Below are 23605 nucleotides of genomic sequence, written 5' to 3'. Positions count from 1 at the left end.
GCTCCCCCCATGCCACCGGCCAAGAAGCGCACCCGCAGCTACGACCCGACCAAGATCCGCACCGCTGTGCTCGCCCAGTTCGCCGCGGTGCGCACGGCCGTCGCGGGCCTGACCCCGGAGCAACTGGCCGCGCCGACCCGGCTCGGCGACTGGACCGTGCGCGAACTGGCCGCCCATCTGACGATGGTGCTCGGCTCCGTCGCCCGCTATCTGGACGCGCCCGAGCCGGACAAGCACGAAGTGCCGCTCCAGGACTGGCCGTTCCGCACGTCGTCGGCGTCCGCCCAGGTCGACGAGGATGTGCACGGCATCGTCGACGCGGGCACCGACCTCGACGCACTCTTCGCGCACGCCTCCGACCGGCTCGCGGAGACCCTCCCCGGCGCCGCCGACACCCGCCTCGTGCCCTCCCGCTTCGGCGGCATGACCCTCGCCGACTTCATGGTCACCCGCACCGTCGAACTGATCGTCCACACCGACGACTTGAACGACGCGCTGCCCGGCCTCGACGTGCCGTACGACCGCCAGGCCCTGGCCGCCTGCACCCGCCTCCTCACCGACGCCCTGGCCACCAAGGCCCCCGGCGGCTCGGTCGAGGTCCGCGTCCCGCCGTTCGCCGTGGTCCAGTGCGTCGAGGGCCCCCGGCACACCCGCGGCACCCCGCCGAACGTCGTCGAGACCGACCCGCTGACCTGGATCAGGCTCGCCACGGGGCGGACGACCTGGGCGGCGGCCCGCGAGGCGGCACAGGTCAGCGCGAGCGGCGAACGGGCCGATCTGGGCGGGCTGCTGCCGATCATGTCGTGACGGGTGGGACCCGCAGGCCGTGACGGGTGGGACCCGCAGGTCGTGACGGGTGGGGGACCCACAGGTCGTGACGGGTGGGGGACCCACAGGTCGTGACGGGTGGGGCCGGAGTGCCGTGACCTCCGGCGGGACCCTGGTGCCGGCCGCCGGCGCGCGCGGAGGGAACCGGACCCGGAGCCGCCCCGTCACAATGACATGTACAAGCAGCGTGTGACCCAGACCCTCACCGTCCTCGCCGCCGCCGGGCTGCTCGCGGCCTGCGGCTCTGAGTCCGGCTCCGGCGACGGCGGCTCCGACAAGGCCGGACCGGGCAACTCCGGCTCCGGCAAGGGCGGCTCGGACTCGTCCCTGACCGGAGTCCGCTGGAACGTCGACAGCCTCACGGTCGACGGCAAGAAGAAGGCCGCCCCGGACGGCGCCTATGTGAAGTTCGGCGGCAAGGGCACCGCCGCGGGCAACTTCGGCTGCAACGGCTACGGCGCCAAGGCGTCCGTCAAGGGCGACACCGTCCACTTCGAACCGGGCCCGCACACCGAGATCGCCTGCGACGCGCTCGACTTCGAGAAGAGCCTCGCCCGCGCCATGGACGGCAAGCTCAAGGCCCAGGTCGACGACGAGAACCTGACGCTCACCACCGCCGGGGGCGACCGCATCGCCCTCAGTGCCGAGGCCGGGGCGCCGCTGAAGGGCACCGAGTGGACGGTGACCTCCGTCGGCACCGGCGACACCACGACCTCCCTGCCCAAGGGCCTCGACGACAAGATCAAGCTGACCTTCACCAAGGACGGCGCGGTCCGCGGCAACCTCGGCTGCAACGACGTCACCGCGAACGCGGCCGCCGCCGACGGCAAGATCACCCTGGGTGCGCCCCGGGCCACCCGCAAGATGTGCCCCGGCGACGTCATGCCCACCGAACGCGCCCTCCTGAAGCTCTTCGGCGGCAAGGCCTCCTACAAGCTGGACCACCGCACCCTCACCCTCACCGCACCCGACGGCAAGACGACGGCGAAGGCCCAGGCCCCGGCGGCCTGACCGGGCGGCGTCCCCGGGGCCCCGCGGCGGGGCCCCGGCCGCGTCAGACGGCCGGATAGGGCAGCAGCTCCGCCTCCGTCCGCTCCCACGCCGCCCGCAGCTCCTTCAGGAGCGCCGGCTCCCGCCCACTGAGATCGGCCTGTTCGCGCTGGTCACGGCCCAGGTGGAAGAGCTGGTCGCGGCCGCTCTTGCCGCGGTGGTACTTCCAGTCGCCGCGCCGCAGCGCCCGCTCGCCGCGCACCCGCCAGAACAGGTCGCGCTCGGGCACCTCGCGCCCGCGCAGGAGGTGCCCGGCGAGGCTCGTGCCGTCGAGCGGGTACGCCGGATCGGGCCGGGCCCCGGCCAGTTCGAGGAGCGTCGCGGTCCAGTCCGGCGTGTACACCGGCTCGTCACTGACCTGCCCGCCGTCCAGGCGTGCGGGCCAGCGCAGAATCGTCGGCACCCGGATGCCGCCCTCGAGGAGCGACCCCTTGTTGCCCGACAGCGGCCAGTTGTACGAGAAGCGCTCACCGCCGTTGTCGGAGGCGAAGAACACCAGTGTGTCCCGCTCCTGCCCGGACCTCCGCAGCGCCCGCAGCACCTCGCCGACCGACCGGTCCAGGTCCTGCACCATCTCGGTGTACTTGGCGATCGACCCGCCGTCCTGGTGCCACAGCGCGCCCTTCTCCCCGGCCTTGATCCGCCGCACGATCTCGGCGCTCGCCGCCACGTCCCCGTCGGCGATCCAGGGCCAGTGCGGGGTGGTGAAGTTCAGATTGAGCAGCCACGGCCGGTCGTGCTCCCGCGCCACGTAGGCGCTCGCGCGCTCGGTCAGGATCCGCGTGTAGTAGCGCAGGTCCTTGTACGTGGCGTCGCCCTCCCGCACCGCGCCCTCGTACAGGTCGTACTCGCCCCCGCCGCCGAGCTTCGAGTAGTACTCCAGGGCCCCGCCGAAGTTGCCGAAGAACTCGTCCCAGCCCGACTTGGTGGGGGAGTAGTCCGGCAGGAAGCCGCAGTGCCACTTGCCGATGAGGGCGGTCGCGTACCCGGCGTCGCGCAGGAGCGAGGCCAGCGTGGGGTGGGTCGGCTCCAGACCGGCCGACTTGTCGGCTATGGGCTCGGCGAGGCCGCCCTTCGTGCGGCCGGGGAAGCGCCCGGTGTAGAGGCTGAAGCGGGTCGGGGAGCAGGTCGCGGAGCCGGAGTAGGCGTTGGTGAAGCGGACGCCCTGGCGGGCGAGGCGGTCCAGGTGCGGGGTCTTGATGTGCGGCGACCCGTAGGACGACAGGTCGGCCCAGCCGAGGTCGTCGCCGAGGACGAAGAGGATGTTGGGCCGCTTGGCGTGCCGCCCGGGGGTGGCGGCGAAGGGTCGCTCGGCCGTCGCGGGGGCGTCGGCGCGGGCCGGACCGGCGCCGACGCCGACGGCGGCCGCGGCCCCCGCGACGCCACCGGCGAAGGCCCGCCGGGACAGCCGCGAAGCCGCGGCGGAACCCGACGAAGGGGATGATTCGGACTCGTACGAAGACACGAAGCGCTCCTGAACAGGACAGGCGGAGAAGACAGGGGGAAGGGCGTTCAGGCGGTGCGCGGACAGAGGGCGCTTGCTACCCGGACCAGGTCGACGTGGCGGCGCTCCACAAGGAACTGCATGGATCAGGAGCCTCGGGCAGGGGGCGAAATCCCGTCAATGCCTTGTCGTCGCTGTTCACGAGGCCTTCGTACGATCGCAGCAATGGGCACTCCGGAGACCGTCCGCGCCAGGAGCGCGCTTACGTTCCGTACAGGCTCCGTATCCCCAATTCGGACCAGTGGTCGATCTCGCCTACACTCGGTGGCGTGCCACGTGGTGACGGTCGACTCAATCACGATCTGCTCCCCGGCGAGAAAGGCCCCCAGGACGCTTGTGGCGTCTTCGGTGTCTGGGCTCCGGGTGAAGAGGTCGCAAAGCTCACGTACTTCGGGCTCTACGCCCTCCAGCATCGGGGCCAGGAATCCGCGGGAATCGCGGTCAGCAACGGCTCCCAGATCCTCGTCTTCAAGGACATGGGGCTCGTTTCCCAGGTCTTCGACGAGACCTCTCTCAGTTCTCTCCAGGGACACATCGCGGTCGGTCACGCCCGCTACTCCACTACGGGAGCGTCCGTCTGGGAGAACGCCCAGCCCACCTTCCGCGCCACGGCCCACGGCTCCATCGCCCTCGGCCACAACGGCAACCTGGTCAACACGGCGCAGCTCGCCGAGATGGTCGCCGACCTGCCCAAGCAGGAGGGCCGCACCACGCGCGTGGCGGCTACCAACGACACCGACCTGCTCACGGCCCTGCTCGCCGCCCAGACGGACGCCGACGGCAAGCCGCTGACCATAGAGGAAGCCGCCGCCGTGGTGCTTCCCCAGGTCCAGGGCGCCTTCAGCCTCGTCTTCATGGACGAGCACACGCTGTACGCGGGCCGCGACCCGCAGGGCATCCGCCCGCTCGTCCTCGGCCGCCTGGAGCGCGGCTGGGTGGTCGCATCCGAGAGCGCCGCCCTCGACATCTGCGGCGCCGCCTACGTCCGCGAGATCGAGCCGGGCGAGTTCATCGCCATCGACGAGAACGGCCTGCGAACGTCCCGATTCGCTGAAGCGAAGCCCAAGGGCTGTGTCTTCGAGTACGTCTATCTGGCGCGCCCCGACACCGACATCGCGGGCCGCAACGTCTATCTCTCGCGCGTCGAGATGGGCCGCAAGCTAGCCGAGGAAGCCCCGGTCGACGCCGACCTGGTGATAGCGACCCCGGAGTCCGGCACGCCCGCCGCCATCGGCTACGCGGAAGCCTCGGGGATCCCCTTCGGCGCCGGACTCGTCAAGAACGCCTACGTCGGCCGGACGTTCATCCAGCCCTCGCAGACCATCCGCCAGCTCGGCATCCGCCTGAAGCTGAACCCCCTCAAGGAAGTCATCAAGGGCAAGAAGCTGGTGGTCGTCGACGACTCGATCGTCCGCGGCAACACCCAGCGCGCCCTGGTCAAGATGCTCCGCGAGGCCGGCGCCGCCGAGGTCCACATCCGGATCTCCTCGCCGCCCGTGAAGTGGCCGTGCTTCTTCGGCATCGACTTCGCCACCCGCGCCGAGCTGATCGCCAACGGCATGAGCATCGAGGAGATCGGGACGTCGCTCGGCGCCGACTCGCTCTCCTACATCTCCATCGACGGCATGATCGAGGCCACCACCATCGACAAGCCGAACCTCTGCCGCGCCTGCTTCGACGGCGAGTACCCGATGGACCTGCCCGACCCGGAACTCCTCGGCAAGCAGCTCCTGGAGACGGAGCTCGCCGCGGGCCCTGCGGCCACGGCCGCGGCCGACGCGATCCGTCGCCCCTGAGCCCATTCATCAACCCGAAAGATCCCAGGCAATGTCTGAGACAACTGGTGCCTCCTACGCCTCGGCCGGCGTCGACATCGAAGCGGGCGACCGCGCCGTCGAGCTGATGAAGGAGTGGGTGAAGAAGACGCAGCGCCCCGAGGTCGCGGGCCTCGGCGGACTCGGCGGCTTCGCCGGCCTCTTCGACGCCTCCGCGCTGAAGCGCTTCGACCGCCCGCTGCTCGCCTCCGCCACGGACGGCGTGGGCACCAAGGTCGACCTCGCGCGCAAGCTCGGTGTGTACGACACGATCGGCCACGACCTCGTCGGCATGGTCGTCGACGACCTCGTCGTGTGCGGCGCCGAGCCGCTGTTCATGACCGACTACATCTGCGTCGGCAAGGTCCACCCGGAGCGCGTCGCCGCGATCGTCAAGGGCATCGCCGAGGGCTGTGTCCTCGCCGGCTGCTCCCTCGTCGGCGGCGAGACCGCGGAGCACCCGGGCCTGCTCGGGGCGGACGACTTCGACGTGGCGGGCGCGGGCACGGGCGTCGTGGAGGCGGACCAGGTGCTCGGCGCCGATCGCATCCGTAAGGGTGACGCGGTCATCGCCATGGAGTCGTCGGGTCTTCACTCCAACGGGTACTCGCTGGTGCGGCACGTGCTCCTGGACCGCGCCAAGATGAGCCTGGACGCGCAGGTCGAGGAGTTCGGCCGCACGCTCGGCGAGGAGCTCCTGGAGCCCACGAAGATCTACTCCCTGGACTGCCTCGCGCTGATCCGCACCGCCGAGGTGCACGCCTTCAGCCACGTCACCGGCGGCGGCCTCGCGGCGAACCTGGCCCGGGTGATCCCGGACGGCCTGCACGCCACCGTGGACCGCTCCACGTGGACGCCGGGCGCGGTCTTCGACCTGGTCGGCAAGGCGGGTCAGGTCGAGCGCCTGGAGCTGGAGAAGACCCTGAACATGGGCGTCGGCATGATCGCCGTCGTGCCCGAGGAGTCGGTCGACGTGGCCCTCACGACCCTCGCCGACCGCGGCGTGGACGCCTGGGTCGCGGGCGAGATCACCGACCGCTGCGACCACACGTCGGGCGCCGAACTCACCGGCGACTACGCGAAGTAGCCCCAGACCGGCCCAGGCAGGCCCGGGACCGGTCCAGGACCGGTCCCGGACAGCCCCGTGGACAGCACAAAACCCGGTCCGGCGGTGTTACCACCCCGGGCCGGGTGAAGTGCGGTCGCTGTCAGAACGGCGCGATGGGCGCGAACTCAGCGATGTGCGGCTGCCGCGAGGTCAAGCGCCGCGGCGCTGCGACGAGGGACCGGACTGGTCGTCCTCGTCGTCCTCGTCGTCGTTGTACAGATCCGCGTACTGCGCGTACGGGTCGTCTTCCTCGTCCTCGTCCTCGAACGGCTCGCCATTCGGCGGCTGCTGCGAAGTCGAAGCGCCCAGCTCATTGGCCAGACGCGACAGGTCAGTCCCGCCGCTGTTGTACTTCAGCTGGCGGGCGACCTTTGTCTGCTTGGCCTTGGCCCGGCCGCGCCCCATGGCTCGACCCCCTCGGTATCGGGGCTTCATGGCCCCAGAGTCTTGACACGCGTTCATGATCTGGAACGGACTCTCCATGGAGAGACCGGTCCGTAGGGCTTCCACGGTACCTGCTCCTGCGGCCATACGGTACGTCGCCCGCAGGACGCGCCTAGGCGCACGACTGGCAAGGCGCCCTTTCCTCGCTGGTCAGCTGCGATTTTAACCTCTTCTTGGCAGGCGACCCGCCGACGGGGGTGAGTCTTGTCTCCCGAGGGCGTCGGCGGGCCGTGATCCGGCGTCGAATCGGGCTTCCGCGCACACGTTCCGTCGGTGCGCGTCAGCGGTGCGTCACGGGCGGCGGGCCTCCGCGATGCGCTGCTCGGCGATCCTGTCGGCCGCCGCGGCGGGCGGAATCCCGTCCTGCTTCGCACGTGCGAATATGGCGAGCGTGGTGTCGAAGATCTTCGAGGCCTTCGCCTTGCACCGGTCGAAGTCGAAGCCGTGCAGCTCGTCGGCGACCTGGATGACACCGCCCGCGTTCACCACGTAGTCGGGCGCGTAGAGGATCCCGCGGTCGGCGAGGTCCTTCTCGACGCCGGGGTGTTCGAGCTGGTTGTTGGCCGCGCCGCACACCACCTTCGCGGTGAGCTGCGGCACGGACGCGTCGTTCAGGGCGCCGCCGAGGGCGCACGGGGCGTACACGTCCAGGCCCTCGGTGCGGATCAGGGTCTCGGTGTCGGCGACCGCGGTGACCCCGGGGTGCTTGCTGGTGATGCGCAGCAGCGAGTCCTCGCGCACATCGGTGATCACGACCTCGGCGCCGTCCGCGACGAGGTGCTCCACGAGGATGTGGCCGACCTTGCCGACGCCCGCGACGCCGACCTTGCGGCCGCGCAGCGAGGGGTCGCCCCACAGGTGCTGCGCGGAGGCCCGCATGCCCTGGAAGACACCGAAGGCGGTGAGGACCGAGGAGTCGCCGGCGCCGCCGTGCTCCGGGGAGCGCCCGGTGGTCCAGCGGCACTCGCGCGCGACGACGTCCATGTCCGCGACGTACGTGCCGACGTCGCAGGCCGTCACGTAGCGGCCGCCGAGCGAGGCCACGAAGCGGCCGTAGGCGAGGAGCAGTTCCTCGCTCTTGATCCGGTCCGGGTCACCGATGATGACCGCCTTGCCGCCGCCGTGGTCGAGCCCGGCCATGGCGTTCTTGTACGACATCCCGCGCGCGAGGTTCAGGGCGTCGGCGACGGCCGCTTCCTCGGTGGCGTAGGGGTAGAAGCGCGTGCCGCCGAGGGCGGGGCCCAGGGCGGTGGAGTGGATGGCGATGACGGCCTTGAGACCGCTTGCGCGGTCCTGGCAGAGCACGACCTGCTCGTGGCCCCCCTGTTCCGAGTGGAACAGGGTGTGCAGGACGCCGTCGGTTACATCGGTCACGGTGGTGACTCCCGGTTGCGTAGCGGCGGTTGGGCGGGGTTCCCGTGCGGGTGGCGGGCCCCGTTTGCCAAGAGAGTAGAGCCTCGTGGTGCCCGGCCGCCGCACGGTGGTCGGCATGACTCTGTCCGGTCCCCGCGCGGGTCACTCTCCCGGGCCGCAGGACGGAGAACGGCACTGTTCGGCCATGGCACGATTTGCAGTGTTTTCCAGTCGCCCGGCGGGGGAGGGGAGGAGCCGTGCCCAAGGTGTCCTCGGTGATCGTCCCGTACGCGTCGTACTTGCGTGTGTATGAGCCCCTGGCGGCCTTCCCCGAGCCCGAACGGGGCCACTGGGCGCGCTACGCCCGCCGCCGGGAGCGCCCCTCGTACCAGGACGAACTCCGTCGTTCCCTGGCCGATCTGGTGCCCACGCCGCCCGTTCCGGTGCCGGTGCACGAGAGCGGCGAGGCGTTCGTGGTGGAGACGGACGGCGTGGTGTGCGTCTGCCCCTGGCGGACCCGGCTGCGCGGCTGGCAGGCCCTCGGCGATCTCGGCGGGCAGCTGCCCGCGCCGGTCCTCGACGCCGTCCTGCCACCGGTGGTGCGCCGCCAGGCCGCCGCGGACTACGAGCAGTGGCTGGCCCGCAACCCCGACGCACGCCCCTGGATCCGCACGGCGACCTGGCACGTGCCGCTGAACTGGTTCGTGCTCGTCGCGGACGAGGAGCGGCTGTACGAGCCCGGATACGAGACCGGGGGCGCCGGGAGCGCGGCCGAGGCGGGTGCCGATGCCGAGGAGTCGTCCGCGGCGGCCGGGGTGCCGGTGCTGCGGTACCGCACGCCCATGGTGCAGGCGCGGCGCCGGGTGGCGCGGGGCCTGAAGGCGCTGCGGGACGCGATGGACGAGGGGGCGCTCATCGACGGCCTGGTGGACGTCGGGCGGTGGCTGGAGGAGTTCCACCCGCGCTCCCTGGTGGAGCTGGACTACGGCGGCCTGGTGCACGCGCTGCCGGACGAGCTGCTCGACGAGGACCACTCGGCGGCGGACGTGGCGGCCGGGATCGAGGCGCTGCGGGCCGGTGACGGGGTGGGGGCCGGCGAGGCGTATGCGAGGCTCGTGGAGCGCTGGCGGGCGGTGCGGGAGCGGCAGTTCTCGAACTGACCGCCGCCGGGTTCTCGAACTGACCGCTGTTTGGTTCTCGAACTGGTCGACGCTCGGTTCTCGGGCCGGGCGGCGCTCGGGCCTGCTCTCATGGAGAGCGCTTGTCCCGGTGGCGGGACGTAGGTCCCGATCCGGGCCTTTGCCTCAAGCGTGATGGACCGCACTTAACTGACCCTTGCGCCGATCGGCCTTCCTCATGCCAAAATAGGACAAGGAGTCCGGAGAGGGCTCCTTCCGTTCAACTATGGGCGGAATGCTCTGCATTGCACGCTATGGGGGGTCTGTTGACTCCTGATCGCTCTGTGACTGATCGTCACTGTGGCGTGACTGTCCGCTATGGCATGGTCCATCGGCTTCCGTCGCTGATGGACACCTGGGAGGGCAATTCCATCGGTTTGGCCGACGCGGCTGGACGGATGGTGTAGTTGTAGTGCCGAGGACAAGCCGTTCGTCCTATAACCGACTCGACTCGCGTCCGCCATTTCGGGCAACGCGGGTCAAGGTGCAGAATTTAGAGGAATGAACCGAGAAGGTTCGGTTCTCCCGAGGAGGCCGCTCATGACCGCTCGCACCCCTGATGCCGAGCCGCTGCTGACCCCGGCTGAGGTCGCCACGATGTTCCGCGTCGACCCCAAGACGGTCACGCGCTGGGCCAAGGCTGGCAAGCTCACGTCGATTCGCACGCTCGGCGGGCACCGCCGTTACCGCGAGGCTGAGGTCCGCGCTCTGCTGGCGGGTATCCCCCAGCAGCGCAGCGAGGCCTGAGCACGGCGTTTGTGAACTAAACAGCAGTTAGCAGTACACATCGGACGATGAGCACGACCGCTGCCGGGTCCCCCAACCTGGCCGTAACGTCCGACATATAGCTACACACGACACGGGACCCGCCCCAACGGGCCCCACGCCTGATCGTTCTGGGTGCGTCGTAGATCGCGCTGGACTCCGCCGGGTCCAGCGCGATTTTTCATGCCCCGGTGAGCCGTCTTGTTGATCCCTGGGGGAGCCTGTCGGGGCCTGTCGGATGGGCTGTGCGCGGGCTGTGCGGGCCCGGGGCGCGCGGAGTCAAGGCGGCGCGTCAGGTGGTGCAATTGCACATATTAGATTGACCCGTTGTAGGGCAGGGGTAAGTTCCGGGGTTCTTGAAACTTGTTCGGTGACTACCGTCACATGAGCCGCAGCTTGTTGCCCCGATGCCCGTGCGCTAGAGGAGACGAAGCGCTTCGGTGCCGGGAGAACGCTCCCGCTCACCGTTCAGCTTCCCACCGGGTGGGTGCCTCGCGCCTCGGCTTTGGTCATGCCTTGGGGGGACTTTCGTCCTCGCGTTGCTCTGGGGCCGCGTCGGCCGCCTCGGCCGCCTCCTGGCCCTCTGTGTCCTCACGGGTGTCGCCGGAGGGCTCCATGGCGAGGCGCAGGAGTTGGTGACAGATGGGACAGTGCCGGGTCAGGTGGCGGTAGCTGGTGGCCGCGGCGAGATGGGCGCGCAGCAGCGCGCGGGTCTCGTGCCGTGCGGACGCGGGGTATGCGGGCATGCGCCACCTCCTCGGGAGCGTGCGGCTCGCTCCCTTTTCTGGGGTACCGGCGGAATGTGACGCCGTCAACCCCGCTGCGCACGGGCACAACGCAGTGAGGCCCGCACCCTGACGGGTGCGGGCCTCACATCTACTGCGGTCCTGACGGGATTTGAACCCGCGGCCTCCACCTTGACAGGGTGGCGAGCACTCCAAACTGCTCCACAGGACCAGGTTTCGCAGCTCCGATTGTTGCTCTGGGCTGCGAGAAAAGACTGTACAGGAGGTCGGCTCCCTGGTCGAACTCGCTCTGTGTGAGCGGTCGGTCACAGCCGTACGGCTAGGGGGCCGCGGCGTCGATGGCCTTCACGATGCGCTTGTCCGAGACGGGGTACGCCGTGCCCAGGGCGTGCGCGAAGTAGCTGACGCGCAGCTCCTCGATCATCCAGCGGATGTCCAGGACCTCGCGCGGCACGGGCCGCCCCTGCGGCAACTGCTCCAGGAGCCACGCGTACTCGTCGCGCATCTCGCGGACCTTCTCCATGCGCGTGGTGTCCCGCTGGACGCTCGTCGGCATCTGCTGGAGCCGGCGGTCGGCGGCGACCATGTACCGCATCAGGTCGGGCAGCCTGCGCAGCCCCGTCTCCGTGACGAAGCCGGGCTTGATGAGGGCGTCGAGCTGCTCCCGCACGTCCGCGAGGTTCGCGAGCAGCGCCGGGCTCCTGGTGGACTTCAGGCGCCGCTCACAGGCCTGCCAGGCCGCGAGGACCTGCTGGACCTGCGCGACGGCGTGCACGGTCGTGTCGACGATCTCGGCGCGCACCTTCTCGTACAGCTTGCGGTACGACTCCTCGTCCCACGCCGGCCCGCCGAAGTCCGCGATGAGCTTGTCCGCGGCGGCCCGCGCGCAGTCGTCGAAGAGGGCCTGCATGGAGCCGTGCGGGTTCGCCGACAGGGCGAGCTTCTGGGCGTTGGTGAGCTTGTCCTGGGCGAACTTGGCCGGATTGACCGGGATGTTGCGCAGGATCAGGCGGCGGGTGCCGCGCCACATCGCGCCGGTCTGCTCTGCCTCGGTGTCGTAGAGGCGTACGGAGACGGTGTCGCCGTCGTCGACGAGGGCGGGGTAGGCCTTCACGGGCTGGCCCGCGCGGCGGGTCTCGAAGACGCGGGAGAGCGAGCCGATCGTCCAGTCCGCGAGCCCGGTCCGCTCCACGGACTCGCCGCCGGAGCGCTCGGCCGTCGCCGCGGCGGCCTGCGACAGGGCCTTGCGGGCCTTCGGCTTGAGCCGGAGCTTCAGGGCCTGGAGGTCCTTGTCCTCGGCCAGCTTGCGGCGCCGCTCGTCGGTCACGCGGAACGTGATCTTCAAGTGGTCCGGTACGCGGGTCAGGTCGAAGTCGTCGCCGTGCAGGGGCACGCCGACCATCTTCTGCAGCTCGCGCCCGAGCGTGACGTGCAGCGGCTCCTGGAGGGGCGTGGCCCGCTTCAGGAACTCCTTGGCGTAGTTGGGCGCGGGGACGTAGTGGCGGCGGATCGGCTTCGGCAGGGAGCGGATCAGCTCGGTCACGACCTCTTCGCGCAGGCCCGGGATCTGCCAGTCGAAGCCGTCGGGCGAGACCTGGTTGAGCACCTGGAGCGGGATGTGGACGGTCACGCCGTCCGCGTCCGCGCCCGGCTCGAACTGGTACGTCACCTTGAACTTCAGCGGGCCCTGGCGCCAGCTGTCCGGGTAGTCGTTCTTCGACACGTCGCCCGCGCGCTCGTTGATGAGCATCGACCGCTCGAAGTCGAGCAGCTCGGGCTCCTCATGGCGCTTCTTCTTCCACCAGGAGTCGAAGTGCGCCCCCGACACCACGTCCTCGGGCACCCGCTGGTCGTAGAAGTCGAACAGCGTCTCGTCGTCGACGAGGATGTCGCGGCGCCGGGCGCGGTGCTCCAGCTCCTCGACCTCGGTGAGCAGCCGGCGGTTGTCGGCGAAGAACTTGTGGTGGGTGCGCCAGTCACCCTCCACCAGGGCGTTGCGAATGAAAAGGTCCCGGGAGACCTCGGGGTCGATCCGGCCGTAGTTCACCTTGCGGTCGGTGACGATCGGGACGCCGTACAGCGTCACCTTCTCGTACGCCATGACGGCCGCCTGGTCCTTCTCCCAGTGCGGCTCGCTGTACGTGCGCTTGATCAGGTGCTGGGCCAGCGGCTCGATCCACTCGGGCTCGATCCGCGCGTTGACGCGGGCCCAGAGGCGGGACGTCTCGACCAGCTCGGCCGACATGATGAAGCGCGGGGGCTTCTTGAAGAGGGCCGAGCCGGGGAAGACCGCGAACTTGGCGCTCCGCGCGCCCAGGTACTCGTTCTTCCCTGTGTTCCTCCCGCCCTCACCCCCTGCGTCCTTCACGTCCTTCATGCCGATGTGGGAGAGAAGCCCGGCGAGCAGCGAGAGGTGGACCTGCTTGTCGCCCGCGTCGTCCTCGTTCAGATGGACGTCGAGCTGCTTGGCCACCGTGCGCAGCTGGGTGTAGATGTCCTGCCACTCGCGGATCCGCAGGAAGTTCAGATACTCGCGTTTGCACATGCGGCGGAACGCGGAGGAGCCGAGCTCCTTCTGCTGCTCGCGCACGTACCGCCACAGGTTCAGATACGCGAGGAAGTCGGACGTCTCGTCCTTGAAGCGGGCGTGCTGCTGGTCGGCCTGCGTCTGCTTGTCGGCGGGGCGCTCGCGCGGGTCCTGGATGGAGAGCGCGGCCGCGATCACCATGACCTCGCGCACACAGCCGTTCTTGTCGGCCTCCAGGACCATCCGGGCGAGCCGCGGGTCCACGGGGAGCTGGGCGAGCTTGCGGCCCTGCTGCGTGAGGCGCTTCTTCGGGTCCTTCTGGGTGGGGTCGAGGGCGCCGAGCTCCTGGAGGAGCTGCACGCCGTCCCGGATGTTGCGGTGGTCCGGCGGGTCGATGAAGGGGAACTTCTCGATGTCGCCGAGCCCGGCCGCGGTCATCTGGAGGATGACGGAGGCGAGGTTCGTACGGAGGATCTCCGCGTCCGTGAACTCGGGGCGGGCGAGGAAGTCGTCCTCGCTGTACAGCCGGATGCAGACGCCGTCCGACGTACGGCCGCAGCGGCCCTTGCGCTGGTTGGCGCTGGCCTGGCTGACCGCCTCGATCGGCAGGCGCTGCACCTTCGTGCGGTGGCTGTAGCGGGAGATGCGGGCGGTGCCCGGGTCGATCACGTACTTGATGCCCGGGACCGTCAGGGACGTCTCGGCGACGTTGGTCGCCAGGACGATTCTTCGTCCCGTGTGCGGCTGGAACACGCGGTGCTGCTCGGCGTGCGAAAGGCGGGCGTAGAGGGGCAGGACCTCCGTGAACCGGTAGTTCTTCTTGTTCAGCGCGTCCGCCGTGTCCCGGATCTCGCGCTCGCCCGACAGGAAGACAAGGATGTCGCCCTTGCCCTCGCCCTGGAGCTCCTCGACGGCGTCCGTGATCGCGGTGATCTGGTCGCGGTCGGGGTCGTCGTTGTCCTCCTCCAGGAGCGGGCGGTACCGCACCTCCACCGGATACGTCCGGCCGCTGACCTCGACGATCGGGGCGTCCCCGAAGTGCCGCGAGAAGCGCTCCGGGTCGATGGTCGCGGAGGTGATGACCACCTTCAGGTCCGGGCGCTTCGGAAGGAGCTGGGCCAGGTAGCCGAGCAGGAAGTCGATGTTCAGGGACCGCTCGTGGGCCTCGTCGATGATGATCGTGTCGTACGCGCGCAGCTCGCGGTCCGTCTGGATCTCGGCGAGCAGGATGCCGTCCGTCATCAGCTTCACATACGTGCCGCCGCTCACCTGGTCCGTGAACCGGACCTTCCAGCCGACCGCCTCGCCGAGCGGCGTGTTCAGCTCGTCCGCCACCCGCTCCGCGACCGTGCGGGCCGCGATCCGGCGCGGCTGCGTGTGCCCGATCAGGCCGCGCACGCCCCGGCCGAGCTCCAGACAGATCTTCGGGATCTGGGTCGTCTTGCCCGAGCCCGTCTCACCCGCGACGATCACGACCTGGTGGTCGCGGATCGCCGCCAGGATGTCGTCCTTCTTCTGGCTGACCGGCAGTTGCTCCGGATACGTGATCGCGGGCACGCCGGTGGCGCGGCCCGCCATGCGGGCCGCCGCCTTCTCGACGTCGTCCGCGATCTCCGCGAGAACGGCGGCGCGGGCCTCGGGCTTGCGGATCCGGCGCGCACCTTCGAGCCGCCTGCCGATGCGGTGCTCGTCGCGCAGCGAGAGCTCCGTCAGGCGGGGGGCGAGGGCGTCGAGGGTGAGGGCTGGCTGCGTAGACATACGCGGTCCAGGATCTCACCCGGTGCTCGGGAACGGCCAACCGATTTCCCGTGGGGCACGGGGGAACACGTACGATTCCGGGCATGTGGTCCCGGGCCCGGCTTGCGTGGTGCCCCCTGGTGGGGGTGCTGGTCGTCGTGCTCGGGCTCGGGGTGCTCTGTGGCTCCGCGGGGGCTGCCGGGGATGCCGGGGGTGTCGGGGTGGCTGTGTCGTCCGGGGGGCCTGTGCCGTCCGGGGGGCCTGTGTCGTCCGGGGTGGCTGTGTCGTCCGGGGTCACCGAAGCGCCGGTGTTCGTCGCCGAAGGCCAGGGTGTGCCCGGGTGCGGGCAGGGTGGCGACAAGGGTGACGTGCAGCGGCCCGCCGCGCCGCCGCGTTCCCCCAGCTCCTACGAGCTGCTTCCCGCCCTCTACGACACCCGGCCCGCCGCCGGGTCGTGGATCGCCGACCAGGCCGTCCGCACCGTCTCGCCGGGCCGCGCGCCGCCCCCTCTCGTGCCGCCCTCGCCGATAGACCTCTCCGTCCTGCGCGTGTAGGAGCCCCCTGTCCCAGGGGTCCCTCAGCTACGTACGCGTACACGTACGCACCACACGCATCAGGAGCAGTGCATCACCATGTCGTCACCCACCGGCAAGTCCTCCTCGTCCACCAGCAAGGCCGCCGCCCGCGCTCAGCAGGCCGCCCGCGAGAAGGCCGCCGCCCGCAAGAAGAAGAACATCGCCGTCGTCGCGGGTGTCGTCGCCGTCGCCGCGATCCTCGGTGTCGCCTCGTACACCGCCTCCAAGCCCGGGAAGCCCTCCACCGCCACCGCCGAGAAGTCCTCCGGCTCCGGATCCGGCTCCGGTGACTCCGCCGGATCGCCGCGCGAGGGCGTCTACCCCGAGCTCGCCGCCCTCGCCCGCCGCGACGCCAAGGACCCGCTCGCCCAGGGCAAGGCCGACGCGCCCGTCGTCATGATCGAGTACGCCGACTTCAAGTGCGGGTTCTGCGGGAAGTTCGCCCGGGACACCGAGCCCGACCTCGTCAAGAAGTACGTCGAGGACGGCACCCTGCGCATCGAGTGGCGCAACTTCCCGATCTTCGGCGAGGACTCCGAGCGGGCAGCCCGCGGGGCCTGGGCGGCCGGCCGGCAGGGGAAGTTCTGGCAGTTCCACGAGGCCGCGTACGCGGACGGGGCCAAGGAGAAGGGCTTCGGGGACGGGCGGCTCAAGGAGCTGGCCCGGGAGGCCGGGGTCGGGGACGTCGAGCGGTTCGCCAGGGACGCCGGGAGCGATGCCGCTCGGGCCGCCGTGAAGAAGGACCAGGAGGAGGGGTACAAGCTCGGCGCCACCTCCACGCCGTCCTTCATCGTCAACGGGCAGCCGATCGCCGGGGCGCAGCCTGACGCCGTGTTCGAGCAGGCCATCGACGCGGCGAAGGCCGAGGCCGGCAAGGGCAAGAAGAAGTGAGCGCCGACGTCGGGTACTTCGCTGCTTTTCTGGCGGGGTTGCTGGCTCTGGTCAGTCCGTGCAGCGCCTTGTTGCTTCCCGCCTTCTTCGCCTACTCCATCGACTCCACCTCGCGGCTCCTCGCGCGTACCGGGATCTTCTACGCCGGGCTCGCCACGACGTTGGTGCCGCTCGGGGCCGCCGGGTCCGTGGCCGGGCGGTTCTTCTTCGGGCACCGGGAGCAGTTGGTCTTCTGGGCCGGGTGGCTGATCATCGCGCTCGGTGTCGCGCAGGTGGTGGGCCTGGGGTTCGCCTCGCGGCGCATGGCCGAGCTGTCCGGGCGGATCCGGCCCACCACGGCTGTGTCGGTGTACGCGCTGGGGGCTGTCTACGGGCTCGCCGGGTTCTGCGCCGGGCCGATCCTCGGGAGTGTGCTGACCGTGGCTGCCGTGAGCGGGAGTCCCGTGTACGGGGGCGCTCTGCTTGCCGTGTACGCCCTGGGGATGGCTGTGCCGCTGTTCGTTCTCGCCGTGTTGTGGGAGCGGTTCGAGTTGGGGCGGCGGCGGTGGCTGCGGGGGCGGGTGTTCCGGGTGGGGCGCTTCGAGCTGCATACGACGTCGGTGCTGTCCGGGTTGTTCTTCGTGCTGCTCGGGGGGTTGTTCCTGGCGTACGACGGGGCTGCGGCGCTGCCCGGGCTGCTGGATGTGGACGACTCGTTCGCCGTGCAGGAGTGGGCGGGGCGGCTCGGGGACGCCGTGCCGGACTGGGTGATGCTGGTGGGGGTCGTGGTGGTGGCGGGCGCGGTGTTCCTCTTCCGTCGCCTCAGGTCCACCGCTTCGGATTAGCCGGGGTCCGTCCGTGGGGGTTGCGGTCCCTCGCCCTCGCTCCGGTGCGTGGGTGCGGGGCCGCGCCGGTATGTCCGTGCTCGCGTGTGCGTCATCCCCTACGTCCCGTGGATGCTCGTCGTGGTGAGCCGAGCTGCGCGCGGACATACCGGCACGTCCCCTCCGGTTCGGATGGCGGCGATCGGTCCGGTGGGGGTTCCTCGTCCGGCTGCCGTTCTGCCCTGTGGGCAGCTGGGCCGCCCAGAGGGCGGAACGGGTGGGCACAGCCCGGTTCGGCGGTCACTTTGATGTGGAGGGAGGGGCACGGCCCCAGGCCGACGGTGACTGTGATCTGGGGGAGGGGGAGGGGGAGGGGAACGGCGAAGGCCCCGTCCGGGGACGGGGCCTTCTGGAGGTGGCTGGGGCCGGGATCGAACCGGCGACCTATCGCTTTTCAGGCGATCGCTCGTACCAACTGAGCTACCCAGCCACGCAGCTCACCGAGGTGATCTGCAAGCGGTCCTGACGGGATTTGAACCCGCGGCCTCCACCTTGACAGGGTGGCGAGCACTCCAAACTGCTCCACAGGACCAAGCGTTGTGCGAGCACAAGTCTCGCACAGGTGTTGCGTGCCCCCAACGGGATTCGAACCCGTGCTACCGCCTTGAAAGGGCGGCGTCCTGGGCCACTAGACGATGAGGGCTAAGAGGCCCGCCGTGGGCGCTTCGCAGCGCGTCGGGGACGTGAGAAGCATATGGGATGGGGGGAGGGATCGCCAAAACGGTTTACTGGGGCGGGACCGGGGGCGGCGTCGAGGGGTCGGCCCCGGGCTGGTTCTCCTTGGGCAGATGGCGGCTGACCTCGGCCTTCGTGAGGCCGAGCCCGCCCAGTTTGATCTCGTCCCAGGCCTGCAGGCGCTTGGTGTCGCGGTCCAGGTAGAGCACGGACGTCTCCACCGGGTCGGGGTGGTCCCCCTCGACCGCGCGCAGCCCGCTGCCGCCGGTGGAGCCCTCGATGCGCAGCCGCGTGCCCTCGTCCATGACCTCCATCTCCTGGCGGTGCACATGTCCCGCGAGGACCAGCGGCACCGTGCCGTCCGTTCGGCGTGCGGCCGTGGGGTTGTGCGCGACCGCGATGTCGACCGGCGTGCCCCTGGCGGCCTGCTCGCGCAGCGAGGCGGCGAGCGTGACGCCCGCCATCTCCTCCACCGCGTCGCCCTCCTGTTTGACCGAGCGGTCCGGCGTGAACTGGGGGTCCCCGATGCCCGCGAAGCGCAGGCCCGCGACGTCGGCCGGTTTGCCGCCGTCGAGGACGTGGGTGTTCTTGAGCTTCTTCAGGTAGCGCTGCGTCGCGAACGAGTCGTGGTTGCCGCGCACCCACACATAGGGCGCGCCAAGGTCCTCGATCGGGTCCAGGAAGGCGTTCTCGGCGGCGGTGCCGTGGTCCATGGTGTCGCCGGAGTCGACGATGACGTCGATCTCGTACTGCTCCACGAGGGAAGAGATGATCTTCCAGCTGGCCGGGTTCAGGTGGATGTCCGACACGTGCAGGAGCCGGATCGTGGACGGGTCCGGTTCGTACGCGGGGAGGGTCGACGTCACGTCGTACAGCTTCGTCACATTGGTGACCAGGCGGGCCAACTCCCTTTGGTACACGTCGAATTCGCTGACGATGTTGCGGGCGTTGCCGACGACCGAGGGGGCGCTGCTCAGCAGGCCCGAGAACTTCGGCTCCAGGACCGATTTGGGGTTCCAGGTCGCGTACGCCGCCGTGCCGGAGGCTGCCAGGAGCGCGAGTGCGAGGCCGCCTGCCGCGAGTGCCCTGCGCGGTCTGCGGTACACCGCGAGCCCCAGCGCCGTGGCGCCCGCGACCACGGCCGCGCAGGAGCGCACCGCCAGGTTGAACGTGCCCGTCACGACGTCCTCCGCCACCTCCTCCTGCATCCCCGAGATCCGCTCCGGATGGTCCACGAGGGCCTCCGAGCGCACCGGGTCCAGGCGGTCCACCTCCACGTCCAGGCGGATCGGCGCCACGTGCGAGTTCAGCTCCAGGGCGCCCAGCGGCGACACGTCGATCTTCGTGCCGCCGGTCAGGGACGGGCGCAGCTGCATGCGCGTGTCCATCGGCCCCACGGACGTACGTACGCTCCCGACGATCAGCAGCCCCAGCCACGCCCCGAGCAGCACCACCGCCACCATGCCCACCGCACGGCCGAACGGGTGCGGGGTGCTGGTGAGGTTCGTGGTGGGGGGCCGGTGTGCCGCGCGGTAGCGGCGGACGAGAGCCGTCGTCGCCCCGCGCAGGCCGCGCAGGTTGCGCAGAACGACCGTCACGTCGCGCCCCATTGGGCCCGTATGCCCATGCGCGGTGGTGGCTATGCCCGTGCCGGGCGGGCGGCCGGTGCGGGGCGTGGCGGACAATGGGCGTGTGCTGGAGATGACGCGCGAGGAGTTCGAGGAACTGGTGGCCGAGGCGCTCGACCGGATCCCTCCCGAGCTGACGCGGCTCATGGACAACGTCGCGGTGTTCGTCGAGGACGAGCCGGCGAGCGATGACCCCGAGCTGCTCGGGCTCTACGAAGGGACCCCGCTCACCGATCGCGGTGAGTGGTACGCGGGTGTGCTGCCCGACCGCATCACCATCTACCGGGGTCCCACCCTGCGGATGTGCGAGTCGCGCGAGGACGTCGTCGCCGAGACCGAGATCACCGTGGTGCACGAGGTCGCGCATCACTTCGGGATCGACGACGAGCGGTTGCACGCCCTGGGGTACGGCTGAGGTTCCGGGGCCTCGCACCCCGGTCCGGTGCGGTCGCGTCGAGGCTTCGGTCACAGGTCGGGTGCGGGCGCGGGGTTTCCGTGTCCTCTTGCGGGGCGCGGGAGTTGGGCAGGTCGTTCCTTCCCCCAGCGCCTTCGGAGGTGCTCGGCCGTGCGCCATGTGTACGTTTCCGTTCGGTGGGCCGCGGCCGTGATGGCCGTCGCGGCCACCGCGGGCTGTATGAGCATCGGCGACGACGGGAGCGGCGCGCCCGCCCCCGCACGGTCCGCCGGTGAGCGGAGCGGGGCCGCCGCCCCCGACGGGGGGAGCGTCACACCCGGCGGCTCCCGCGGCGACGGGCGCGCCGAGGGCGGCCGGGGCGGGGAGAAGGACGGCAAGGGCGGCAAGGACGCCGGGGGCGGCGAGAAGGACGGCGGCAAGGACGGCAAGAAGCCGGCCGCCGGGCGCGGCAAGGACGCCGCACCGGACGACAAGCCCTCGAAGGGCGGCTCCGGCGGCGGCTCGACCGTCGAACCCACCAGCGACGGCGGCAAGCCCTCGCCGACCCGTACGCGGCCGGGGCCCCGGCCGACCCGCAGCACCCCCGCCCCCGACCCGACGTCCGCGACCCCCACGCCCACGCAGGAGCCGACGTCCCCGGAGCCGTCGTCGTCCGCCCACGGAGGGGTGGGGGAGCCCGCCGGGCGGGGAGAGCCTTCGCCTCAGGCGGGGCCTGCGTAGGGGGAGGCGGGTGGCGGGAGGCGGGTAGGAGGCCGCGTCCGGGAGCCCGGGGCCGGGGTGGGGCGCCGCGTACGGGAGCGCCGGCGGGCCGTACGTACGGGGGTGTCGAGCCGTCGCCGACGCCCCGGGAAAGCCCCGATATGGTGGGCGTTTGCCAATTGGGGTGGGGGGTGCGTATGGTGGTAGATCGTTTGATCCCATTTGCCCGGCGCCGACACAGAAGAGCGCCGCGTGGCGCGTACTCTCCCTTGCCGTGGCTGACCGCATAGAGGCGGTCCATTGCGAAATCACGGAGTTGACGGGCGCGTGCCGAGACTCCGGAAGGTTTCGCATTTCGCATGTCCATTTTCAGTTCTGACCACGCCGTCCTGCCCGAGAACGAGTCGGTCGAGGCCGTCGAGAGCGACGCCGTAGTGGCTGTTGCCGAGGCCGCCGAGACCGTCGAGGCCGCGGACGTCACCGAGGTCGCCACCGACGCCGTCGCCGAGGCCGTCGAGGCCGACGCCGACGCCGAGCCCGAGATCACCTTCGGTGACCTGGGCCTGCCCGACGGCGTCGTCCGCAAGCTCGCCCGCAACGGCGTGCACACCCCGTTCCCGATCCAGGCCGCGACCATCCCGGACGCCCTGGCCGGCAAGGACATCCTCGGCCGCGGCCGCACCGGCTCCGGCAAGACCCTCTCCTTCGGTCTGCCGACCCTGGCGCGCCTCGCCGACGGCTACACCGAGAAGAAGAAGCCCCGCGCGGTCATCCTGACCCCGACCCGCGAGCTGGCGATGCAGGTCGCCGACGCCCTCCAGCCCTACGGCGACGTCCTCGGCCTGAAGATGAAGGTCGTCTGCGGCGGTACGTCCATGGGCAACCAGATCTACGCCCTGGAGCGCGGCGTCGACATCCTCGTCGCCACCCCGGGCCGCCTGCGCGACATCATCAACCGCGGCGCCTGCTCCCTGGAGAACGTCGAGGTCGCCGTCCTCGACGAGGCCGACCAGATGTCCGACCTGGGCTTCCTGCCCGAGGTCACCGAGCTGCTCGACCAGGTCCCGGCCGGCGGCCAGCGCATGCTGTTCTCCGCCACGATGGAGAACGAGATCTCCACGCTGGTCAAGCGCTACCTGACCAACCCGGTGACGCACGAGGTCGACAGCGCCCAGGGGAACGTCACGACCATGACGCACCACATCCTGATCGTGAAGCCCCGCGACAAGGCGCCGGTCACCGCCGCCATCGCCGCGCGCAAGGGCCGCACCATCATCTTCGTCCGCACCCAGCTGGGCGCCGACCGCATCGCCGAGCAGCTGCGCGACGCCGGTGTGAAGGCCGACGCACTGCACGGCGGCATGACGCAGGGCGCCCGTACGCGCACCCTCGCGGACTTCAAGGACGGCTACGTCAACGCGCTCGTCGCCACCGACGTCGCCGCCCGCGGCATCCACGTCGACGGCATCGACCTGGTCCTGAACGTGGACCCGGCCGGTGACCACAAGGACTACCTGCACCGCTCCGGCCGTACCGCCCGCGCGGGCCGCAGCGGCACCGTCGTCTCGCTCTCCCTCCCGCACCAGCGCCGCCAGATCTTCCGCCTGATGGAGGACGCGGGCGTCGACGCCTCGCGCCACATCATCAACGGCGGCGGCGCCTTCGACCCGGAGGTCGCCGAGATCACCGGCGCCCGCTCCATGACCGAGGTCCAGGCCGAGTCCGCGGGCAACGCGGCCACCCAGGCCGAGCGCGAGGTCCGCGACCTCACCAAGGACCTGGAGCGCGCCCAGCGCCGCGCCGCCGAGCTGCGCGACGAGGCCGACCGCCTCACCGCCCGCGCCGCCCGCGAGCGCGGCGAGGACCCGACGGCCGCGGTCGCCGCCGTCGCCGAGGCCGCCGACGCCCCCGCCGAGACCGAGGGCGGGACCGCCGCGGTGTCCGTGCCGGAGCAGCCGGTCGCCGAGCGCGACGCCGAGCGTCCCGTCCGCGAGGACCGTCCCTCGTACGAGCAGCGTCGTCCGGCCCGTGACGAGCGCGGCAACTACGAGAAGGAGCGCCGTTCCTTCGACCGCCGTGACGACCGTGGCGGCGACCGCGGTGGCTTCAACCGTGACCGTGGCGGCGACCGCCGTGACGACCGCGGTGGCCGTTCCTTCGAGCGCCGTGACGACCGTGGCGGCTTCAACCGCGACCGTCGTGACGACCGCGGCGGCTTCAACCGCGACGACCGTGGCGGCTTCCGCCGCGACTTCAACCGCGATGACCGCGGCGGCCGTTCCTTCGACCGCCGTGACGACCGCGGCGGCGACCGTGGCGGCTTCAACCGTGACCGTCGTGACGACCGTGGCGGCGACCGCGGTGGCCGTTCCTTCGAGCGCCGTGACGACCGCGGTGGCTTCAACCGTGACCGTCGTGACGACCGCGGCGGCGACCGTGGCGGCCGTCCCTTCGAGCGCCGTGACGAGCGGGGCGGCTTCCGCCGCGACGACCGCCCGTCCGGCCACCGGGGCAGCGACCGCCCGTTCAACCGCGACCGCCGCGACGACCGCCCCTCCGGCGGCCACCGCGCCGGCGGCCACGACCGCCCGTCGTACAACCGCGGCTCCGGCTCCGGCACCGGCTCCTTCGGCCGTCGCGACGACAAGCCGCGCTGGAAGCGCAACGGCTGACGCCTGAGCGCCCACCCGCACCACGGCAACGGGCCCGCCCCCACTCGGGGGCGGGCCCGTTCCGCTCCCCCCTCACCTCGACCTCACCCCGACGCCCCTCAAGAGCGATACCCGATCGGAAGCCGGGGCCGGG

19 protein-coding genes and 4 tRNA genes are annotated in these 23605 nt (G+C 70.9%); 12 read left to right on the top strand and 11 right to left on the bottom strand.

The annotated features are described in order from the left end of the window. The first annotated feature begins 9 nt into the window (after window positions 1-9). Together AB6L24_RS23660 and AB6L24_RS23655 are read left to right on the top strand one after the other, a co-directional pair. On the top strand, window positions 10-807 hold the full coding sequence (locus AB6L24_RS23660) for a sterol carrier family protein (protein WP_405658154.1): 798 nt from the start codon (window positions 10-12) through the stop codon (window positions 805-807). A 210-nt stretch (window positions 808-1017) separates the two neighbouring features. Further along, a complete protein-coding gene (locus AB6L24_RS23655; protein ID WP_405658152.1) occupies window positions 1018-1839 on the top strand; it encodes an META domain-containing protein in 822 nt (273 codons plus the stop codon). A gap of 43 nt (window positions 1840-1882) precedes the next feature. On the opposite strand, the gene AB6L24_RS23650 is transcribed toward AB6L24_RS23655, so the two are convergent. Together AB6L24_RS23650 and AB6L24_RS23645 are read right to left on the bottom strand one after the other, a co-directional pair. Beyond that, window positions 1883-3343: a sulfatase gene (locus AB6L24_RS23650; protein ID WP_405658150.1), complete on the bottom strand. Its 1461-nt coding sequence runs from the start codon at window positions 3341-3343 to the stop codon at window positions 1883-1885. A gap of 47 nt (window positions 3344-3390) precedes the next feature. Beyond that, the gene (locus tag AB6L24_RS23645) at window positions 3391-3465 is read right to left on the bottom strand and encodes a putative leader peptide (RefSeq protein WP_380843595.1); all 75 of its coding nucleotides are present in this window, start codon (window positions 3463-3465) and stop codon (window positions 3391-3393) included. A 186-nt stretch (window positions 3466-3651) separates the two neighbouring features. Here AB6L24_RS23645 and purF point away from each other — a divergent pair, with 186 nt between their 5' ends. Together purF and purM are read left to right on the top strand one after the other, a co-directional pair. Next, window positions 3652-5178 (top strand): amidophosphoribosyltransferase, encoded by a 1527-nt coding sequence (gene purF / locus AB6L24_RS23640; protein WP_405658148.1) that lies wholly within the window; start codon window positions 3652-3654, stop codon window positions 5176-5178. A 31-nt stretch (window positions 5179-5209) separates the two neighbouring features. Then, the gene (purM, locus tag AB6L24_RS23635) at window positions 5210-6283 is read left to right on the top strand and encodes a phosphoribosylformylglycinamidine cyclo-ligase (protein ID WP_405658145.1); all 1074 of its coding nucleotides are present in this window, start codon (window positions 5210-5212) and stop codon (window positions 6281-6283) included. Window positions 6284-6454: 171 nt separating this feature from the next. On the opposite strand, the gene AB6L24_RS23630 is transcribed toward purM, so the two are convergent. Then, window positions 6455-6709: a DUF3073 domain-containing protein gene (locus tag AB6L24_RS23630; protein WP_190120242.1), complete on the bottom strand. Its 255-nt coding sequence runs from the start codon at window positions 6707-6709 to the stop codon at window positions 6455-6457. 330 nt (window positions 6710-7039) lie between these two features. After that, the gene (locus AB6L24_RS23625; protein ID WP_380843448.1) at window positions 7040-8122 is read right to left on the bottom strand and encodes a Leu/Phe/Val dehydrogenase; all 1083 of its coding nucleotides are present in this window, start codon (window positions 8120-8122) and stop codon (window positions 7040-7042) included. Window positions 8123-8358: 236 nt separating this feature from the next. Between AB6L24_RS23625 and AB6L24_RS23620 the strand changes: the two genes are divergently transcribed. Both AB6L24_RS23620 and bldC read left to right on the top strand, forming a co-directional pair. Then, on the top strand, window positions 8359-9261 hold the full coding sequence (locus AB6L24_RS23620) for a hypothetical protein (protein WP_405658142.1): 903 nt from the start codon (window positions 8359-8361) through the stop codon (window positions 9259-9261). A 558-nt stretch (window positions 9262-9819) separates the two neighbouring features. Then, the gene (gene bldC, locus AB6L24_RS23615; RefSeq protein ID WP_003949541.1) at window positions 9820-10026 is read left to right on the top strand and encodes a developmental transcriptional regulator BldC; all 207 of its coding nucleotides are present in this window, start codon (window positions 9820-9822) and stop codon (window positions 10024-10026) included. Between the two features lie 527 nt (window positions 10027-10553). On the opposite strand, the gene AB6L24_RS23610 is transcribed toward bldC, so the two are convergent. The 3 genes from AB6L24_RS23610 to hrpA form a co-directional block, all read right to left on the bottom strand. Then, window positions 10554-10790, bottom strand: coding sequence for a DUF6274 family protein (locus AB6L24_RS23610; RefSeq protein ID WP_405658138.1), 237 nt, complete (start codon window positions 10788-10790; stop codon window positions 10554-10556). A gap of 136 nt (window positions 10791-10926) precedes the next feature. Then, window positions 10927-11001, bottom strand: a tRNA-Asp gene (locus AB6L24_RS23605). Between the two features lie 108 nt (window positions 11002-11109). Further along, entirely contained in the window at window positions 11110-15075 is a 3966-nt protein-coding gene (gene hrpA / locus AB6L24_RS23600; protein ID WP_405658136.1) for an ATP-dependent RNA helicase HrpA, read from the bottom strand. A 287-nt stretch (window positions 15076-15362) separates the two neighbouring features. On the opposite strand from hrpA, the gene AB6L24_RS23595 reads away from it, so the two are divergent. The 3 genes from AB6L24_RS23595 (at window position 15363) to AB6L24_RS23585 (ending at window position 17344) form a co-directional block, all read left to right on the top strand. Then, window positions 15363-15608, top strand: coding sequence for a hypothetical protein (locus AB6L24_RS23595; RefSeq protein WP_405658133.1), 246 nt, complete (start codon window positions 15363-15365; stop codon window positions 15606-15608). A gap of 78 nt (window positions 15609-15686) precedes the next feature. Beyond that, entirely contained in the window at window positions 15687-16520 is an 834-nt protein-coding gene (locus AB6L24_RS23590) for a DsbA family protein (protein WP_405658131.1), read from the top strand. Continuing rightward, window positions 16517-17344: a cytochrome c biogenesis CcdA family protein gene (locus AB6L24_RS23585; protein WP_405658128.1), complete on the top strand. Its 828-nt coding sequence runs from the start codon at window positions 16517-16519 to the stop codon at window positions 17342-17344. Before AB6L24_RS23590 ends, AB6L24_RS23585 begins: the two co-directional genes overlap by 4 nt. Window positions 17345-17739: 395 nt before the next feature. Here the strand turns inward: AB6L24_RS23585 and AB6L24_RS23580 are convergent. The 4 genes from AB6L24_RS23580 to AB6L24_RS23565 all read right to left on the bottom strand — a co-directional run bounded on the left by AB6L24_RS23580 (window position 17740) and on the right by AB6L24_RS23565 (window position 19668). Then, a tRNA-Phe gene (locus tag AB6L24_RS23580) sits at window positions 17740-17813 on the bottom strand. Window positions 17814-17840: 27 nt separating this feature from the next. Beyond that, window positions 17841-17915, bottom strand: a tRNA-Asp gene (locus AB6L24_RS23575). A 38-nt stretch (window positions 17916-17953) separates the two neighbouring features. Beyond that, window positions 17954-18026: transfer RNA gene (locus AB6L24_RS23570), tRNA-Glu, on the bottom strand. Window positions 18027-18108: 82 nt separating this feature from the next. Then, window positions 18109-19668 carry a metallophosphoesterase gene (locus AB6L24_RS23565; protein ID WP_405658126.1) on the bottom strand — a complete coding sequence of 520 codons (1560 nt, stop codon included), beginning with the start codon at window positions 19666-19668 and terminating at the stop codon, window positions 18109-18111. 82 nt (window positions 19669-19750) lie between these two features. On the opposite strand from AB6L24_RS23565, the gene AB6L24_RS23560 reads away from it, so the two are divergent. The 3 genes from AB6L24_RS23560 to AB6L24_RS23550 all read left to right on the top strand — a co-directional run bounded on the left by AB6L24_RS23560 (window position 19751) and on the right by AB6L24_RS23550 (window position 23472). Beyond that, window positions 19751-20101, top strand: coding sequence for a metallopeptidase family protein (locus tag AB6L24_RS23560; RefSeq protein ID WP_189177750.1), 351 nt, complete (start codon window positions 19751-19753; stop codon window positions 20099-20101). Between the two features lie 219 nt (window positions 20102-20320). Next, the gene (locus tag AB6L24_RS23555) at window positions 20321-20821 is read left to right on the top strand and encodes a hypothetical protein (RefSeq protein WP_405658124.1); all 501 of its coding nucleotides are present in this window, start codon (window positions 20321-20323) and stop codon (window positions 20819-20821) included. A 338-nt stretch (window positions 20822-21159) separates the two neighbouring features. Further along, complete coding sequence (locus tag AB6L24_RS23550; protein WP_405658122.1) at window positions 21160-23472, top strand: DEAD/DEAH box helicase; 2313 nt, start codon at window positions 21160-21162, stop codon at window positions 23470-23472. Window positions 23473-23605 lie beyond the last annotated feature (133 nt).

Origin of the sequence: Streptomyces sp. RK9, assembly GCF_045070545.1 — a bacterium.
GTDB lineage: Bacteria > Actinomycetota > Actinomycetes > Streptomycetales > Streptomycetaceae > Streptomyces > Streptomyces alboflavus.
Note: the sequence above shows the minus strand (reverse complement) of the source record. Positions and strands in the feature narration are given on the sequence as shown.